Source organism: Telluria sp. Soil_C_11 (assembly GCF_057657395.1).
In genome coordinates, this window is sequence record NZ_JBDGIN010000027.1 from 1 (window position 1) to 17,304 (window position 17,304).

A 17,304-nucleotide genomic window follows, 5' to 3' on the forward strand; every position below is an offset into this window, starting at 1 on the left:
CATCAAGCCTCAACCTGTCACCCCTTGGAGAAGCCTGATGATCAGCACAACGTTATTATCCCGGACAGTAGTGCGCGCAGGCGGGAACGACGTCAGAAGCGCGGGGGCCACGTGATTATTTCGCCGCCACTTCCTCCGAAGTCGACGGCTCCTTCATCCCACCCGAACCCTGTTCCGGCTGGCCGCCGGCATAGGTCGCCCCCTGGCGGTTCTCGTGCGGCGCCGGCTTGCCCGGCAGCGGCGGCAGGGCTTTGGCCTTCTCGAGGTCGATGCCCGCCACCTGCGCCACGCGGCGGCCGTAGTCCTCATCGCAGTGCCACAGGTGCCAGACCATGCGCAGCTGGATCGGTTCCGGGCACTTCTTGAGATCCCCGCCGACGTTGTTCACCAGCTCGTCGCGCTCCCAGTCCTCGAAGGTGCGGTAGCGGTCGCCGGCCTGCCTGTAGTCGGACGCCGTACTGGTCGTCTGGTAGCGGCCCAGGTGGCCCTGCACGTACTGGTGGTAATCCTTCTGCGGCGGCGGCGCTTCCTGCAGGCCGCCCATCAGGCTCGGTTCGTAGTTGATGTGCTTGTCCTCGCCGCCGCCGTCGACGTAAAACGCCATCTGGCCGTCGCGCTGGTTGGTGCGGGCACGGGCCCCGTCCTGCGGCGCGTTGATCGGCAGTTGCAGGTAATTCGGGCCGACGCGGTAGCGCTGGGTATCCGAGTAGGAGAGGGTGCGGCCCTGCAGCATCTTGTCGTCCGAGAAGTCGACGCCGTCGACCAGCACGCCGGTGCCGAAGGCGGACTGCTCGGTTTCCGCGAACACATTGTCCGGATTTCTATTCAATATCATGCGTCCCACCGGCAGCAGCGGGAACTGGTCTTCCGGCCAGCGCTTGGTGTCGTCCAGCGGGTCGAAGTCGAGCTCGGGATGCTCGCCGTCGCTCATCACCTGCACGCAGAACTCCCACTCCGGAAACTCGCCGCGCTCGATCGCGTCGTACAGGTCGCGGGTGGCGTGGCTGGTGTCGTGGGCCTGGATCTCGGCGGCCTGTTGCGCGGTCAGGTTGCGCACGCCCTGTTTCGGTTGCCAGTGGAATTTCACCAGGTGGGCCACGCCCTGGTCGTTCACCAGTTTATAGGTGTTGACGCCCGAGCCTTCCATTTCACGGTAGTTGGCCGGGATGCCCCACGGGCTCTTGACCCAGGTGACCATGTGCAGCGCTTCCGGATGGCTGCAGATGAAATCGTAGAAGCGCCAGGGCTCCTGCTGGTTGGTGACGGGGTCGGGCTTGAAGGCGTGGATCATGTCCGGGAACTTGATCGCGTCGCGGATGAAGAACACCTTCAGGTTGTTCCCGACCAGGTCCCAGTTGCCGTCCAGGGTCTTGAGCTTGACGGCGAAGCCGCGCGGATCGCGCGCCGTCTCCGGGGAATCCTTGGCGCCGATCACGGTCGAGAAGCGCACGAATACCGGGGTCTGCACGCCCACCTCGTTGAGGACGCGGGCGCGGGTGAACTTGCTGGCCGGCTCGCTACCGACCTTGCCGTAGGCTTCGAAGTAGCCGTGGGCGCCGGTGCCGCGCGCGTGCACCACGCGTTCGGGAATGCGCTCGCGGTCGAAGTGGGTGATCTTCTCGATGAACTGGTAGTTTTCCAGTGTCGCCGGGCCGCGCTCGCCAACCGAGCGGAGCGATTGATTGTCGCGGACGGGATGACCCTGGCGGGTGGTCAGGGTCGGGCGCTGCTCGTTCATTGCTTCCTCCTGCGTTCACATGAAGGAGCATTGTAGAAATTGACGAAAATGCGCAGCGCCCGATAGCCGTCCAGAAACCTGCCGGGTCAGCGCTGCTGGAAGACGCCGGCGGCGCGGTTCTTGGTCACGTTATCCCAGGTGAAAATGGTGCCGTTCATCGCCACGTACACGCCCGGCGGCAGGGTTTGCGCCACGCCGCAGGCGAAGCCGAAGTTGAACAGCGCATCCGAATTCGCGATTTCGTAAGGGATCATGGCGCCGGTGAAGACGATGGTCTTGTCCTTGATGGCCGCGCCCAGCACTTCCGCCGTTTCGCGCATGGTGTCGGTGCCGTGCACGATCACGATCGCTTTCTCGGCGGCGGCCTGGCAGGCGGCCAGCACCTTCTGGCGGTCGGCGTCCTGCATGTCGAGCGAATCGAGCAGGGAAACCACCTCGAGCGCGGCCGGAATGGTGATGCGCGAACGCTTGATAACCTCGGGCAAATGGCTGTCTGCAAAGCCCAGCACGCCGTTGAGTTCGTTGTAGTGTTTGTCGAAGGTGCCGCCGGTGGCGATGATCCGCAAAGTCATGATGATGGTTTGGAAACGCAGAAAAATAAGGTGGGTAATGATAGCCGCAAATGGGTGTGTATCCGTATGTGACTGCGCTAGAATCGTCCGGATCGGATGAGTACACTGATCACATGAAACCCGTCGCTCCAGGCACTGTCATCTTCCACCGCCATCGCGGCTATGGCGTGATTACCCACGTCAACCTGCTGACTGGCTGGATCTCCGCGCGCTTCGGCAGCGAAGCGCGTACGCTCGACCTCAACCTCTCCACCGACGAAGTGCAGCACGCCGATGGCGAGGCGATCCTGTTCCGGCGCTCGCCGCCGGACCGCATGCCGCACGCGCGCCTGATGGCGATGGTGCGCGAACTGCACAAGGCCGGCTACGAAAAGCTGTACCTGCATTCCTGGCCCAAGCCCTCCGGCCTGCACTGGCGCTGGCACCTGTTCGCCGGCCAGCGCGACTGGATGCAGCGGCCCTGGCGCGAAGGCTGGTACGGTTCGGGGGACGTGTACAACGGCAACCCGGTGATGGGCTGGGGCGATGCGCCCGGCGCCGGCACGGACGAGCTGATCCACGCGCTGGCGAAGTTCGATCCCGAAGGCCTGGCGCGCGCGCTGGGCCGCGACGAAGACCATACCGCCTGGTTCGCCGGCGTCTGCGACGCCCTGCTGCCGGGTTACATGTACAGCTTCGACATGGCGCCCCAGCCCCGGAACGGCGGACTGGTCGAGATGCCGCCGGTGCCCGTGGTGCCGGTGCGCGCCGGCCTGCCGGTCTATGCCGGCCCGGCGATCGAGTGGCCGCCGGGCTGGGCCGGCCTGTGGACGCGCCGGCATGAGATGCCCAGCGTCAAGCCCAATTTCACGGGCGAGCCCGAACTCCGTTGATCATTTCGCCAGCGCGTCCGGATTGAAGATATTGGTCGGATTGCCGTTGGCGAAATTGACCACGTTCTCGAACGCGACCCGGAAATACAGCTCGTAGCTGTCCTTCTCCACATAGCCCAGGTGCGGCGTCGCCAGCACGGTCGGGATCTTCAATAGCGCAGACTCCGCCGGCAGCGGTTCGTCGGTGAAGACGTCGAGCGCCGCATAGCCCGGCCGTCCGCGGTGCAGGGCTTCTTCCAGGGCATTCTCCGCCACCAGCTCGGCCCGGCTGGTATTCACGAACAGCGCGTCGCGCTTCATGCGCGCCAGGTCGTCGGCGGTGACGATGCCGCGCGTGGCATCGTTCAGGCGCAGATGCAGGCTTAGCACGTCGGCCTGTTCGAAGAAGGCCTCGCGCGACGGCGCCGCCAGGAAACCGTCGGCCAGCGCGGCGGCGCGGCTGTTCTCGCTGCCCCACACCATTACCTGCATCCCGAAAGCCCTGGCGTAGCCGGCCACCATGCGGCCGATCTTGCCGTAGCCCCAGATCGCCAGCGTGCGTCCCTTCAAGGTCCGGCCCAGGCCGTTCAATTCCGGATTGATCGAGGCGGTCTGCCACAGGCCCTGCTTGAGGTTGTTGGCGTACGGCACGATCTTCCGGCTCGCAGCCATGATCAACGCCCAGGTCAGCTCGGCCGGCGCGACCGGCGAACCGACGCCTTCCGCGATCGCAATGCCGTGCTCGGTGGCGGCCGCGACGTCGACATGGCCCGCCAGCTTGCCGGTCTGCGAGATCAGCTTCAGGTTGGGCAGCTTCGACAGCAGGGCGCGCGGGAAAGCGGTGCGTTCGCGGATCAGCACCAGGGCGTCGAACGGCGCCAGGCGGATCGCCAGCTGGCCCAGGCCGCGGGTCGAATTCGTGAACACCTTGACCTCATGGCCGTCCAATAAACGGAAGCAGTCGAGCCCACGCACCGCATCCTGGTAATCGTCGAGAATGGCTATTTTCATAATGTTTTATGTAAATTGTATACGTGTAAGTAATGAAATAACGCGGATTCAAAAGATGGGAAATAACCTACTACATTAGTCAACGATATTTCCTACATTTTTGTTGTGAAAGCATTCAAAACGCATTTGTGCAGGTGTAGAATCGACCAGAAATAAAGGCCGACGATGTCTGATTGACATCTTTTGAGACATTGATCGAGGCCAGCAGCCGACACGACCGCCGCATCACGTTACCCCGGCGCCGAACCATTGCCAAATGGATTCCAGAGCGCGGGCTCCCTGACGTTGACGATCTGCCGAGCGGAAAAAACCCAAGACGGACCCTCGACGAACCGTTGCCAGCCGCGGCCCTGTGACGCGAAGCCGGTTTCCGAGGCCCCAGGAATTTTAATTGGCATTGGAGATACCTATGAATCAGCCCGTGATGGGCGGCGTCGCCGCACTGAACGTCCCAGCTTACATCAAGCACGACAAACTCATCAATTGGGTGGCCGATATCGCGGCCCTGACCAAGCCCGACGCCATCTACTGGTGCGACGGCTCCCAGGAAGAGTATGACCGCCTGTGCGCCCTGATGGTCGAAGCGGGCACGATGAAGCGCCTGAATCCGGAAAAGCGTCCGAACTCCTACCTGGCCTGCTCGGACCCGAGCGACGTCGCACGCGTCGAAGACCGCACCTTCATCTGCTCCGCAACGAAGGAGCAGGCCGGCCCGACCAACAACTGGACCGACCCGAAGGAGATGCGCCAGACCCTGAACGGCCTGTTCGACGGCTGCATGGCCGGCCGCACCATGTACGTGGTGCCGTTCTCGATGGGTCCGCTGGGCTCGCCGATCGCCCACATCGGCGTCGAACTGTCCGACTCGCCCTACGTGGCCGTCAACATGCGCATCATGACCCGCATGGGCAAGGCCGTGTACGACGTGCTGGGCGAAACCGGCGATTTCGTGCCTTGCGTGCACAGCGTCGGCATGCCGCTCGCCGCCGGCCAGCAGGACGTGCGCTGGCCGTGCAACGCCACCAAGTACATCGTCCACTATCCGGAAACCCGCGAGATCTGGTCGTTCGGCTCGGGCTACGGCGGCAACGCGCTGCTGGGCAAGAAGTGCTTCGCGCTGCGCATCGCTTCCAACATGGGTTACCAGGAAGCCCGGCAGGGCGGCACCGGCTGGCTGGCCGAGCACATGCTGATCCTGGGCGTCGAATCGCCGCAGGGCGAGAAGAAATACGTCGCCGCCGCCTTTCCGTCGGCCTGCGGCAAGACCAACTTCGCGATGCTGATCCCGCCCGCCGGATTCGAAGGCTGGAAGGTCACCACCATCGGTGACGACATCGCCTGGATCAAGCCGGGCGCGGACGGCAAGCTGGTCGCGATCAACCCGGAAGCCGGCTACTTCGGCGTGGCCCCGGGCACCAACGACAAGACCAACCCCAACTGCATGGCCTCGCTGCGCGAGAACGTCATCTTCACCAACGTGGCGCTGACCGATGACGGCGACGTCTGGTGGGAAGGCATGACGAAAGAGGCGCCGGCGCACCTGATCGACTGGCAGGGCAAGGACTGGACCCCGGCATCTAGCACCAAGGCCGCGCACCCGAACGCGCGCTTCACCGTGGCCGCGACCCAGAACCCGGTCATCGATCCGGCCTGGGACGATCCGGCCGGCGTGCCGATCTCGGCCTTCATATTCGGCGGCCGCCGCTCGACCACCGTGCCGCTGGTGACCGAGGCGCGCAACTGGACCGAAGGCGTGTACATGGCCGCGACCATGGGTTCGGAAACCACCGCCGCCGCCGCCGGCCAGATGGGCGTGGTACGCCGCGATCCGTACGCGATGCTGCCCTTCATCGGCTACAACATGAGCGACTACTTCCAGCACTGGCTGGACCTCGGGAAGAAAGTCGAAGCGAAAAACCCGGCCGCGCTGCCGAAGATCTTCTGCGTCAACTGGTTCCGCACCGACGAGAAGGGCAACTTCGTGTGGCCGGGCTACGGCGACAACATGCGCGTGCTGAAGTGGATCCTCGACCGCACCGAAGGCAAGCAGGGCGGCGTCGAGCACATGTTCGGCACGACCCCGTCGTACGCCGACCTGAACTGGACCGGCATCGACTTCAGCGAAGAGCAGTTCAAGCAGATCACCTCGATCGACAAGGACGCCTGGCGCGAGGAACTGAAGCTGCACAACGAGCTGTTCGACAAGCTGGCCTACCACCTGCCGCAGGAACTGGTGGCGACCAAGCGGCAGCTGGAGCAACGCCTGGAGGCGTAATACCGCGTGGGCACGGTGTGCCCACGAAGTTTCAAGTGGGGAGACGACGGCCGTTCAATGAAACCGGCTGCGCATAAACGGAAAGGGACAGGTTCGCGCCTGTCCCTTTTTCCTTGTCAGTTCCACTGCATCAGGCAAGGCGGCACCAGCAGCAGCAGCGCCAGCACCAGGTAGATCAGCTGCAGCGGAATCATCCACTTGGCCCAGGTCAGCCAGGGCACGCGCGCCAGCGCCAGCACGCCCACCGTGATGCCGGAGGTCGGGATCATCGGCGTCGACAGCTCGCCGAGCTGGAACGCGAGGATCGCGGTCTGGCGCGTCACGCCCACCAGGTCCGCCAGCGGCGCCATGATCGGCATCGTCAGCGCGGCCTGGCCGCTGCCCGAGTGGATGAAGAAGTTGATCACCGACTGGATCAGGTACATCTTCTGCGCAGCGAACACCGGGTGGCTCGACGCTACCAACGGCATCAGGGCGTGCAGCATGGTGTCGATGATGTGGGCATCGCGCGCGATCACCATCGTGGCGCGCGCGATCGCGATCACCAGCGCCGTCGGCGCCAGGTCTTTTACTCCCTGCATGAACGCGGCGACCCAGGTGTCGGGCACGAGCCGGCCGACCATGCCGACCACGATCGCCATGGCCAGGAACAGGGCCGCGATCTCGTCGATGAACCAGTCGTACTTCACCACCCCGACCACCATCGCGCCGAGCGTGAGCGCGAAGATCGCCAGTACCGCCGAATGGCGGCCGGTCATCCGATCGTCGGACGACACGGCCACCGGATGTTCCAGGCGCCTGGCCTGGTCCAGCACGAAGGTCGGGCTCAGCGCCGGGTTGTTTTTCACGCGCGCCGCGTACCACATCAGGAAGGCGATCGTGACAAAGGTCGCCGCCGCCCACACGATCAGCCGGTATCCCATCCCCGAAAACACGGGCACGCCCGCGATGCCCTGCGCGATCCCGACGTTGAACGGATTCAGGAAGGCGGCGCCAAAACCGACCTGCGAGCCGAGGAAGGGAATCGACACGCCGACCACCGTGTCGTAGCCGAGCGCCAGCGCCAGCGGCACGAAAATCAGCACGAAGGGAATCACTTCCTCGTTCATGCCGAAGGTGGCGCCGCCGAGCGAGAACAGGGTGACGAACACGGGGATGATGGTGGCGCGCACCAGGGCCGAATGTTCGTGCGCCCGCGCGATCGAGCGGATCGCGGTGTCGATCGCCTCCGTCTTCTGCACCACCGCGAAGGCGCCGCCGACGATCAGCACGAAGCCGATGATCTGCGCCGCCTCCACGAAGCCCTTGATGGGCGCCTTCATCAGCGCCACCAGGCCCTGCGGGGCGCTGGCCACGACATGGAAGGATGCCGGGTCGACCAACTGCTTGCCGTTGACCAGGTGGGTCTCGTACTTCCCGCCGGGGACGAACCAGGTCGCCAGCGCGATCAGGGCGAGGATCGCGAACAGCAGCACGAAGGTATTGGGCATTCGAAGGCGCATGCTTATTGAATCCTCATTGGCTTAGCAGGGAACCGGAACGGAAGGGTGTCGTTCCGGCGATTTTACAGATGTGCATGCCGCGCAGCAGGTGGCGATGGGCGGTGGAGGCGAACAGCAGGCCATCGCGGCTGGCGCGCACGGTGGCGGTGCGTCCGGTCACCGGGTTGACGATGTCCGCCACCGCCTCGCCGGCTGCCACCTGTTCGCCGAGCGCCTTCAGGAACACCAGCACGCCCGATTGCGGCGCGTCCAGCCGCTCGACACCGGCCAGGGGCGTCGGCGCACACAGGGGCGCCGGCAGTTCTTCCAGCGCGATGTCGACGATGCCTTCGCGCGCGAGGTACTGCAACAGGGCCTGCGCATCCCGTTCGGCATCGGCATAGCGCACATCCATCTCGCCGCGCAGCTCGACCGTGATCGCGGCGCAGGCCGGCGGAATGGGAGTGTCCGGGCCGAAGTGCGCGGCCAGGTCCCACCACAGCCGGCTGCAGGCTTCGTCGAAAGGATCGCCGCCGGAGGCATCGGACAGCAGCAGGACGCGTGCGCCGAGCAGCGCCGCCAGCGGTTCGACCCGTTCGGCCAGCGCGCTGCCCGTGTACAGGTGCAGCGCGGCTTCGTTGTCGCAGTGCAGATCGAGCACGATGTCGGCGTCGATCGCCATTCCCAGCAGGGTTTTCTTCAGGACCTCGGTATGGTCGGCCGGCTCCCAGCGGGCGATGAGCGCGCGCGCCTCCGCGCGGATCAGCGCGACGTTGGCCGCCGCGTCCTTGCCCAGGCGGCCCGCCAGCATCTGCTTCAGGTCCTCGGCCACGTGGCGGAAGGCGCGGTTGAAATTGGCGCCGGTGCCCAGGTCGAAGCGCCCGAAGGGCATGCCCTGCACGACCTGGGACAGGCCGATCGGATTCGCCGCCGGCACCAGCACGATCTCGCCGCCAATGCGTCCCTCGGCGTCGAGCCGGTCGAGTTCGCGCTTCAGGAAGTGCGCCACCAGCATCGCCGGTACTTCGTCCGCATGCAGCGCAGCCTGGATATACGCCTTCCTGCCACTGCCGGCGCTGCCGTAGTGGCAGGAAGTGAGCCGGTAGCTGGCGACGCCTGGCTCGGTCGCGATCGGGTGAGTCTGTGCATGCATATGCGGTCTCCTCGGCCGGGTCGGCTGCCCGGCGGATTATGTATGAATTTTTACACAACGTAAATCCGTGATGGATTATTTTCAAAAACCTGTTGAGTTCGTGAATACACCTGGTTTACATTTGAAAATGTTTATTCGTTGACATCGGGTCACAATGACTGCAGCCGCTCCGCCCAGCGCTTCGCCCGACATCGGTTTCGCCGAGTCTTCGCTCGGCCGGAGCCTGTTGCGGGTACTGGCCGAGGGCTCGGCCTCGAACCGCGCGATCGCGGACTACGTGCTGCGCAACCAGGTGCGCGTCACTGCGCTGGGAGTCGGTGAGCTGGCCGATGCCTGCGCCGTCTCCACCGCGACCATCAGCCGCTTCGCACGCGATCTCGGATTCAGGAACTATGCGGCGATGCGCGGCGCGGTGGCGGAGACCTTGCAGTCGGTGCTGCAGCCGGTCGAGAAGCTGCGCAGCACCATCGCCCGCAAAGCTGCCGCGGGTTCGTCCAAACCCGTGCCCGCGCTCGAGAGCCTGAACTATGCGGAGGCGGGCATCACGGTCACCAGCCGGGCGCTGGCCGGCGCCCAGCTCGACCGCATCGGCGCCGTGCTGACCAAGGCCGGTACCGTGTATGTGATGGGCTTCGGCCTGTCGTCCTTCCTGGCGGGCGCGCTCGCCATGCACCTGCAGCCCTTCTGCCGCCACGTGGTGGAGGTGGCGGCAAGCGGCGGCACCGAGGTCGCGGCCAGCCACCTGGCCAATATCACCAGCAAGGACGTGCTGGTCGTCATTTCCCTGCCGCGCTATACGCTGGCCGCCGTTCCGCTCACCCGGTTCGCGCGCGACAGCGGCGCGACCGTCGTCTCGATCACCGATTCGCCCGCGTCTCCGCTCGCCGAGCTGGGGCATCACGTGCTGTATGCGCACAGCGCCCACCCCGTGCTGCCCAGCAGCGGAAGCAGCACGCTGGCCGTGATCGAAGCCCTGGCCGTCTCGCTGATGACCTCCAACAAAGCCAATGTGGCCAAGGCGGCCCGCCATACCGAAGCCATCGCCGCCTACCTCTACGGCGAACACCAGATTCGTACCGGCAGCACGCAGAAAAAAGAAGGCGGCGGCAGGCGCCGCACCGTGAAGCAGTCCTGAGTCACCAAGCTACCAAGAGGGAGCAAAGCATGAGTAAGCAGATTTCGAGTACCCTGCGGCCCGCCGTGCTGGCATCGAGCGTCGCCGCGGCGCTGGGCCTGATGGCGCAACAGGCCTGGGCGCAGGACCAGGCGCAGGGCCAGACGATGCACCGGGTGGAGATCACCGGCTCGTCGATCAAGCGCATCGATACCGAGACCGCGCTGCCGGTGCAGACGATCACGCGCGAAGAGATCGAGAAGATGGGCGCCACCACCGCGGCGGAACTGGTCAAGAACATCAGCGCCAACACCGCGCCGATCACGGACGGCCCCAGCATCACGGACGGCACCTCGGGCCAGCGCGGCCTGAACGCCGCCAATATGCGCGGTATCGGAGCGTCGTCCACGCTGGTCCTGCTGAACGGCCGCCGCCTGGCCAACTTCGCTTCTCCCGGCGACAACGCCGGCGTCGACCTGAACAACATCCCGGCCGGCGCGATCCAGCGCGTCGAGGTGCTGAAGGACGGCGCCTCGGCGATCTACGGCACCGACGCGATCGGCGGCGTGATCAACTTCATTACGCGCAAGGACTATACCGGCGTCGACCTGGCCGGCTCGCTGGCCGGCACCCAGCATGGCGGCGCCGGCAAGAAAACCGCCAGCATCAGCGCCGGCTTCGGCGACCTGAACACCGACCGCTTCAATGTGTTCGGCGTGCTCGACGTGCAGCAGCTCGACCGTTTGCGTTCGGGCCAGCGCAGCTTCATCAAGGAGCGCGAGCTGGCGACCACCTTGCCGGCCCAGATGTCGAGCAATACCTTCCCGGCGAATATCGACATCTCGGGCGCGCAGCGCGCCGCCCTGATCGCCGCCGGCCTGCTCCCGGCCGGCAGCACGTCGAGCCGGGTCAATCCCAGCTCGCCGGGCTGCAACCCGCCCGCCACCGTGTATGCGCCCAAGGGTCCGGGCGGCGTGGCAGGCTGCAGCTACGACTATATGGAAGACACCGAGATCTATCCGGATTCGCGCAAGGTCGGCTTCATCGGCCGCGCGACCTTCCAGCTGGATCCGCAGAACCAGCTGTTCGCGGAACTGGTGCAGAGCGAGGCGAGGACGAAGTACGTGCTGTCGCCGAACCCGGTCCGGATCCGCAACCTGCCTGTCGCCATCCTGCCGCAGGCTTACCGCGACGCGCTGTCGGCGCCCGGCCTGCCCGCCACCTTCAGCGGCATCCGCTACCGCATGGCCGAAGCCGGCAACCGCAGCAACGAGGTGACCAGTACCGGCCAGCGCCTGGTGCTGGGCGCCACCGGCACCCTGGGCGGCTGGGACTACGACGCGGCCCTGGCGCGCGCCGAGAACCGCGCGGTCGACAAATACGTCAATGGCTACGTCCTGTACGACCAGTTCGATGCCGCCGTGCGCAACGGTACCGTCAATCCCTTCGCGCCCTCGTCCAAGGCCGGCATCGACCTGATCAACAGCATCAAGATCAACGACGAGGCGCGCAAGGCCAAGGGCGTGTCCACTTCGCTGGACGGCAAGATGTCGCGCGCGCTGGCGAAGCTCGCTGGCGGCGACCTGGCGATCGCGATCGGCGGCGAACTGCGCCACGAACACCAGCTGTTCACGCCGTCGGAACTGCTGAAGTCGAACAACATCGCCGGCGACCGCGACAGCACGGTCCCCGCCGGCGAGCTGCTCGAGGTCGAAACCGCGGACGATACCCGCAAGGTGGCCTCGGTGTTCACCGAAGTGGTGGCGCCGTTCACCAGGGAGCTGGAGATGCAGTTCGCGCTGCGCTACGACCACTACAGCGAAGTCGGCAACACCACCAATCCGAAGATCGGCCTGCGCTGGCAGCCGTCCCAGGCCCTGCTGCTGCGGGCCTCGGCCGGGACGGGCTTTCGCGCGCCTTCGCTGTCGGACCTGAAGCGCCCGACCATCTTCGGCACCACCGCCGGCATCCTGACCGACCCGCAGTGCGTGCAGCAGGAAGGCAGCATCGACACCTGTACCGACCAGTGGAACGTCGAGCGCCGCTCGAACCCGAACCTGAAGCCCGAGAAGTCGCGCCAGTTCACGCTGGGCGTGGTGTTCGAGCCGGTCAAGCGCACCAGCCTCTCGATCGACTACTGGAACATCGAGAAGAAGGACGTGATCAGCACCCTGGGCGAACAGGTCATCATCGAAAACCCGGCCGCCTACAACGGCAAGTACATCGAGCGCGACGAAGACGGCTTCATCTCCAACATCCTGCTGATGAAGGAGAACCAGGGTCGCCTGAAGACATCCGGCCTCGATATCGCCGGCGACTGGCGCAGCGAACGTGGCGCCTGGGGACGCTTCGGCGTCAACCTGTCCGGCACCCTGGTGCTGAAGTACGACCGCCAGTTCGGCCCGGACGAACCCTATCGCAGCAACCTTGGCGTGTTCCTGAACGACCAGGTGATCCAGAAGTGGCGCCACCGCATCAACTTCGAATGGGACAACGGTCCGGTCACGCTGACGCTGGCGAACCAGTACTCGTCCAGCTACACCGACCAGAACACGACCTACGACCCGTACACCGACACGCTGCTGCCGCCGAACCACGTCAAGCATTATTCGCTGTGGGACCTGACCGGCAGCTGGGCGATCGGCAAGAACCTCAAGCTGCGCGCCGGCATCCTGAACCTGTTCGACAAGGACCCGCCGTTCTCGAACCAGGCCTGGTTCTTCCTGGCCGGGTATGATCCGAGCTACACGGACCCGCGCGGCCGCAGCGCTTTCGTGAGTGCGAACTACTCGTTCAAGTGATCGTTCAAGTGATGGGCGTTGTATGTTGAAGAGATGGTGTTATGCGCTGGCGCTGGTGGCTTCCAGCGCCGGCGCGCAGGCAGCCGATACCGGCCCGCAAGGCTCGCTGGTCATCATCGGCGGCGGCCTGCGCGTCAACAATGCCGAGGTGTACCAGAAGATCGTCGACCTGGCCGGCGGCAAGGGCGCGCGTATCGCCGTGTTCCCGACCGCCGCCGGCACGCCGGACCGGGAAGGGAAGCTCACTGTCGCGGCCCTGAAGCGCTACGGTGCGCAAGCCTTCGTGGTGCCGATTGCGCCGCGCCTGGCCAATACCGACGCCCGCAAGGCCGCCGACGATCCGGCATTGGCGGATGCCGTGCGCAAGGCCGGCGGCGCTTTCTTCACCGGCGGCGACCAGGCCCGCATCACCGGTTCGCTGCGACGGCCCGATGGCAGCAACACGGCGGTGCTGGACGCGCTGTGGTCCATGTACCGGCGAGGCGGCGTCATCGCCGGCACCAGCGCCGGCGCCGCCATCATGAGCAGCACCATGTTCTACGACCCGCCGCTGGAAGTGCTGCCCATGCTGAAGCAAGGCGTCAATGACGGCAAGGACGTCGCGCCGGGGCTGGGTTTCGTCGGCGAGGACGTCTTCATCGACCAGCACTTCCTGATCCGCGGCCGCTTTGCCCGCATGCTGCCGGTGATGCTGGCCAAGGGCTATACGCTGGGACTGGGCATCGACGAGAACACCGCCGCCGTGGTGGGCCCGTCGCGCGACGTGACGATCATCGGCTACCGCGGCGCGCTGGTGCTCGACCTGGCCGGGGCAAGCGTCGACAAGGCGCAGCCGAACTTCAACCTCTCGAATGCGCGCATCAGCTATCTCGACAGCGGCGACCGCTTCAATCTCGTCAGCCGGGCCTATTCGCCGGGACCGGACAAGGAGCCGCTGAATACCGCGGACCGCGAGCATCGCGACCCGATCTTCTACACCGATATCCTCGGGAACACCTCGGTGGTAAACCTGCTCGAGAAACTGGTCGACAGCGACCAGCAGCGCGCGGTCGGAATGGCCTTCGAAGGGCCCGGCAGCCGTACGCCGGAACGCGGCTTCGAGTTCACCTTCACGCGCGTGCCGGACACCAGGGAATACGCGACCAACCGCGAGGATGCGTTCTCGATCTACCGGATCAGGATGGACGTGCGGCCGGTGCGGGTGCGCCAGCCGTTTTATACGGCGGACTAAATACGTCGTCCCCGCGAAGGCGGGGACCCAAGTTGCATGCGTTATCGTGGTGCATGCAGAGCTTGGGTCCCCGCCTTCGCGGGGACGACGTATCTTCCGTCGCGGGAACGACGGGGGGCTTACTGCTTGAGCAGCGGCTTCAGGTACTTGCCGGTCACGCTGGCCTTGTTCGCCGCCACGGCCTCCGGCGTGCCGCTGGCGACGATGGTGCCGCCGCCCGCGCCGCCTTCCGGACCCAGGTCGACGATCCAGTCGGCGGTCTTGATCACGTCCAGGTTGTGCTCGATGATGGCGAGCGTGTTTCCCTGGTCGCGCAGGCGGTGGATCACCTTCAGCAGCAGGTCGATGTCGGCGAAGTGCAGGCCGGTGGTCGGCTCGTCCAGGATGTACAGCGTGCGCCCGGTGTCGCGCTTGGACAGCTCCAGCGACAGCTTCACGCGCTGCGCCTCGCCGCCCGACAGCGTGGTCGCGCTCTGGCCCAGCTTGATGTAGCCCAGGCCCACGTCCAGCAGCGTCTGCAGCTTGCGGGCGATGACCGGCACGGCCTTGAAGAAGGCGTGCGCATCCTCGACCGTCATGTCCAGCACTTCGGTGATGTTCTTGCCCTTGTACTCGACTTCCAGCGTCTCGCGGTTGTAGCGCTTGCCGTGGCAGACGTCGCAGGGCACGTACACGTCCGGCAGGAAGTGCATCTCGACCTTGATCACGCCGTCGCCCTGGCAGGCTTCGCAGCGGCCGCCCTTGACGTTGAACGAGAACCGGCCCGCGCTGTAGCCGCGCTCCTTGGCGGTCGGCACCGTCGCGAACAGGTCGCGGATCGGGGTGAACACGCCGGTGTAGGTGGCCGGGTTCGAACGCGGGGTGCGGCCGATCGGCGCCTGGTCGACCGAGATCACCTTGTCGAAGTGCTCCAGGCCGTGGATCGCGGTGTGCGGCGCCGGCTCGGTCTGCGAACCGTACAGGTGGCGCGACAGGGCCGGGAACAGGGTGTCGTTCACCAGCGTCGACTTGCCCGAGCCGGACACGCCGGTCACGCAGGTCAGCAGGCCCACCGGCAGTTCCAGGGTCACATTCTTGAGGTTGTTGCCGGTCGCGCCGCTGATGTGCAGCATGCGCTCCGGATCGGCCTGGGTGCGCTTCTTCGGCACCTCGATCTTCTTCCGGCCGCTCAGGTAAGCCGCGGTCAGGGACTCCTTGTTCTTCATGATGTCCTTGATCGTCCCCTCGGCGATCACGGCGCCGCCGTGCACGCCGGCGCCCGGACCCATGTCGACGATGTAGTCGGCGGTGCGGATCGCATCCTCGTCGTGCTCGACCACCAGCACGCTGTTGCCGATGTCGCGCAGGTGCTTGAGGGTCGCGATCAGGCGGTCGTTGTCGCGCTGGTGCAGGCCGATCGACGGCTCGTCGAGCACGTACATCACGCCGGTCAGGCCGGAGCCGATCTGCGAGGCCAGGCGGATGCGCTGGGCTTCGCCGCCCGACAGGGTATCGGCGCTGCGGTCCAGCGACAGGTAGTCCAGGCCGACGTCGTTCAGGAATTTCAGGCGCGCCACGATCTCCTTGATCACGCGCTCGGCGATGTCCTTCTTGGCGCCCGTCAGCTCCAGGCTGTCGAAATAGGCCAGGCAATCGCGCAGCGGGGTCTTCGCCACCTCGTAGATCGCGCGTTCCTGCTCGCCGTGGCCGATGCGGACGTAGCGCGCTTCGGTGCGCAGGCGCGCGCCGCCGCAGGTCGGGCATTCCTTTTCGTTGATGAACTTCGCCAGCTCTTCCTTCACCGCCATCGAATCGGTCTCGCGGTAGCGGCGCTGCAAGTTGTTGACCACGCCTTCGAAGGTGTGCTCGCGGATCACGGTGCGGCCACGCTCGTTGACGTAGGCGAACGGCACGGTGTTCTTGCCGGAGCCGAACAGCACCGCGTCCTGGGCCGTCTTCGGCAGCTGCTCGAAGGGCTGGTCGAGGTCGAAGCCGTAGTGCTGCGCCAGGCTGGTCAGCATCTGGAAGTAGAACTGGTTGCGGCGGTCCCAGCCCTTCACGGCGCCGGACGCCAGCGACAGGTTCGGGAAGGCGACGATGCGCTTCGGATCGAAGAACTCGATGTGGCCAAGGCCATCGCATTCCTGGCAGGCGCCCATCGGGTTGTTGAAGGAGAACAGGCGCGGCTCCAGCTCCTGCAGCGAATAGCCGCAGACATTGCAGGCGAACTTGTTCGAGAAGATGTGCTCCTTGGCGGTGTCCATCTCGTAGGCCACGGCGCGGCCGTCGGCGATGCGCAGGGCGGTCTCGAAGCTTTCGGCCAGGCGCTGCTTGATCTCGGCGTTCACCTTCACGCGGTCGATCACGACGTCGATCGTGTGCTTTTCGGTCTTCTTCAGCTTCGGCAGCTCGTCGACGTCATAGATCTTCGCATCGCCGGTGCCGCTCTGGACGCGGAAGCGCACGAAGCCCTGCGCCTGCATCGAGGCGAACAGGTCGCCGTGCTCGCCCTTGCGGTTGGCGACGACAGGGGCCAGGATCATCAGCTTGGTGCCTTCCGGCATGGCCAGCACGGCATCGACCATCTGCGAGACGGTCTGCGCGGTCAGCGGCTCGTGCGAGTGGTCCGGGCAGTAGGGCGTGCCGACGCGCGCGTACAGCAGGCGCAGGTAGTCGTGGATCTCGGTGACGGTGCCGACGGTCGAGCGCGGATTGTGCGAGGTCGCTTTCTGCTCGATCGAGATGGCCGGCGACAGGCCCTCGATCAGGTCGACGTCCGGCTTTTCCATCAGCTGCAGGAACTGGCGCGCGTAGGCCGACAGCGACTCGACGTAGCGGCGCTGGCCCTCGGCGTACAGGGTATCGAAGGCGAGCGAGGACTTGCCCGAACCCGACAGGCCGGTGATCACGATCAGCTTGTTGCGCGGCAGGTCGAGGTTGATGTTCTTGAGGTTGTGCGTGCGGGCGCCGCGGATACGGATTTCTTCCATCAGGTTTTGGCTGGCTTTCGATTGGTTGAGGGCCGGCGCACGAGAGTCGACGGTGAGCGGGCCGAACGAGAAGAACTCACTAGTTTACCTGTTTTTATTCACAGTGGT

Annotated in this window: 11 protein-coding genes; 5 read left to right on the forward strand and 6 right to left on the reverse strand. The window is 65.5% G+C overall.

Features of this window, described 5'->3' with window-relative positions; translation table 11 throughout:
- Nucleotides 1-115: 115 nt before the first annotated feature.
- A complete protein-coding gene (locus AC3A6M_RS23930) occupies nucleotides 116-1,738 on the reverse strand; it encodes a catalase (protein ID WP_487855223.1) in 1,623 nt (540 codons plus the stop codon).
- Between the two features lie 86 nt (nucleotides 1,739-1,824).
- Nucleotides 1,825-2,310: an asparaginase domain-containing protein gene (locus tag AC3A6M_RS23935; RefSeq protein ID WP_487855224.1), complete on the reverse strand. Its 486-nt coding sequence runs from the start codon at nucleotides 2,308-2,310 to the stop codon at nucleotides 1,825-1,827.
- 113 nt (nucleotides 2,311-2,423) lie between these two features.
- Here AC3A6M_RS23935 and AC3A6M_RS23940 point away from each other — a divergent pair, with 113 nt between their 5' ends.
- On the forward strand, nucleotides 2,424-3,182 hold the full coding sequence (locus tag AC3A6M_RS23940; RefSeq protein WP_487855225.1) for an L-asparaginase: 759 nt from the start codon (nucleotides 2,424-2,426) through the stop codon (nucleotides 3,180-3,182).
- Here the strand turns inward: AC3A6M_RS23940 and AC3A6M_RS23945 are convergent, their stop codons facing one another.
- Nucleotides 3,183-4,172, reverse strand: a complete 990-nt coding sequence (locus AC3A6M_RS23945; protein ID WP_487855226.1) for a D-2-hydroxyacid dehydrogenase family protein — start codon at nucleotides 4,170-4,172, stop codon at nucleotides 3,183-3,185. It lies immediately after the preceding gene.
- 409 nt (nucleotides 4,173-4,581) lie between these two features.
- Between AC3A6M_RS23945 and AC3A6M_RS23950 the strand changes: the two genes are divergently transcribed.
- Nucleotides 4,582-6,447 carry a phosphoenolpyruvate carboxykinase (GTP) gene (locus AC3A6M_RS23950; protein WP_487855227.1) on the forward strand — a complete coding sequence of 622 codons (1,866 nt, stop codon included), beginning with the start codon at nucleotides 4,582-4,584 and terminating at the stop codon, nucleotides 6,445-6,447.
- 116 nt (nucleotides 6,448-6,563) lie between these two features.
- Here AC3A6M_RS23950 and AC3A6M_RS23955 read toward each other — a convergent pair whose 3' ends face one another.
- Complete coding sequence (locus tag AC3A6M_RS23955; protein WP_487855228.1) at nucleotides 6,564-7,949, reverse strand: YfcC family protein; 1,386 nt, start codon at nucleotides 7,947-7,949, stop codon at nucleotides 6,564-6,566.
- 13 nt (nucleotides 7,950-7,962) lie between these two features.
- Nucleotides 7,963-9,081: a succinylglutamate desuccinylase/aspartoacylase family protein gene (locus tag AC3A6M_RS23960; RefSeq protein ID WP_487855229.1), complete on the reverse strand. Its 1,119-nt coding sequence runs from the start codon at nucleotides 9,079-9,081 to the stop codon at nucleotides 7,963-7,965.
- Between the two features lie 154 nt (nucleotides 9,082-9,235).
- Here AC3A6M_RS23960 and AC3A6M_RS23965 point away from each other — a divergent pair, with 154 nt between their 5' ends.
- From AC3A6M_RS23965 to AC3A6M_RS23975, 3 genes are read left to right on the forward strand one after another with little or no spacing between them, the layout of a single operon-like run.
- A complete protein-coding gene (locus AC3A6M_RS23965) occupies nucleotides 9,236-10,216 on the forward strand; it encodes a MurR/RpiR family transcriptional regulator (RefSeq protein WP_487855230.1) in 981 nt (326 codons plus the stop codon).
- Nucleotides 10,217-10,245: 29 nt separating this feature from the next.
- The gene (locus AC3A6M_RS23970) at nucleotides 10,246-12,996 is read left to right on the forward strand and encodes a TonB-dependent receptor (RefSeq protein WP_487855231.1); all 2,751 of its coding nucleotides are present in this window, start codon (nucleotides 10,246-10,248) and stop codon (nucleotides 12,994-12,996) included.
- Nucleotides 12,997-13,018: 22 nt separating this feature from the next.
- Nucleotides 13,019-14,227, forward strand: coding sequence for a cyanophycinase (locus AC3A6M_RS23975; RefSeq protein WP_487855232.1), 1,209 nt, complete (start codon nucleotides 13,019-13,021; stop codon nucleotides 14,225-14,227).
- Between the two features lie 119 nt (nucleotides 14,228-14,346).
- On the opposite strand, the gene uvrA is transcribed toward AC3A6M_RS23975, so the two are convergent.
- Nucleotides 14,347-17,196: an excinuclease ABC subunit UvrA gene (gene uvrA, locus AC3A6M_RS23980; RefSeq protein WP_487855233.1), complete on the reverse strand. Its 2,850-nt coding sequence runs from the start codon at nucleotides 17,194-17,196 to the stop codon at nucleotides 14,347-14,349.
- Between the last annotated feature and the right edge of the window lie 108 nt (nucleotides 17,197-17,304).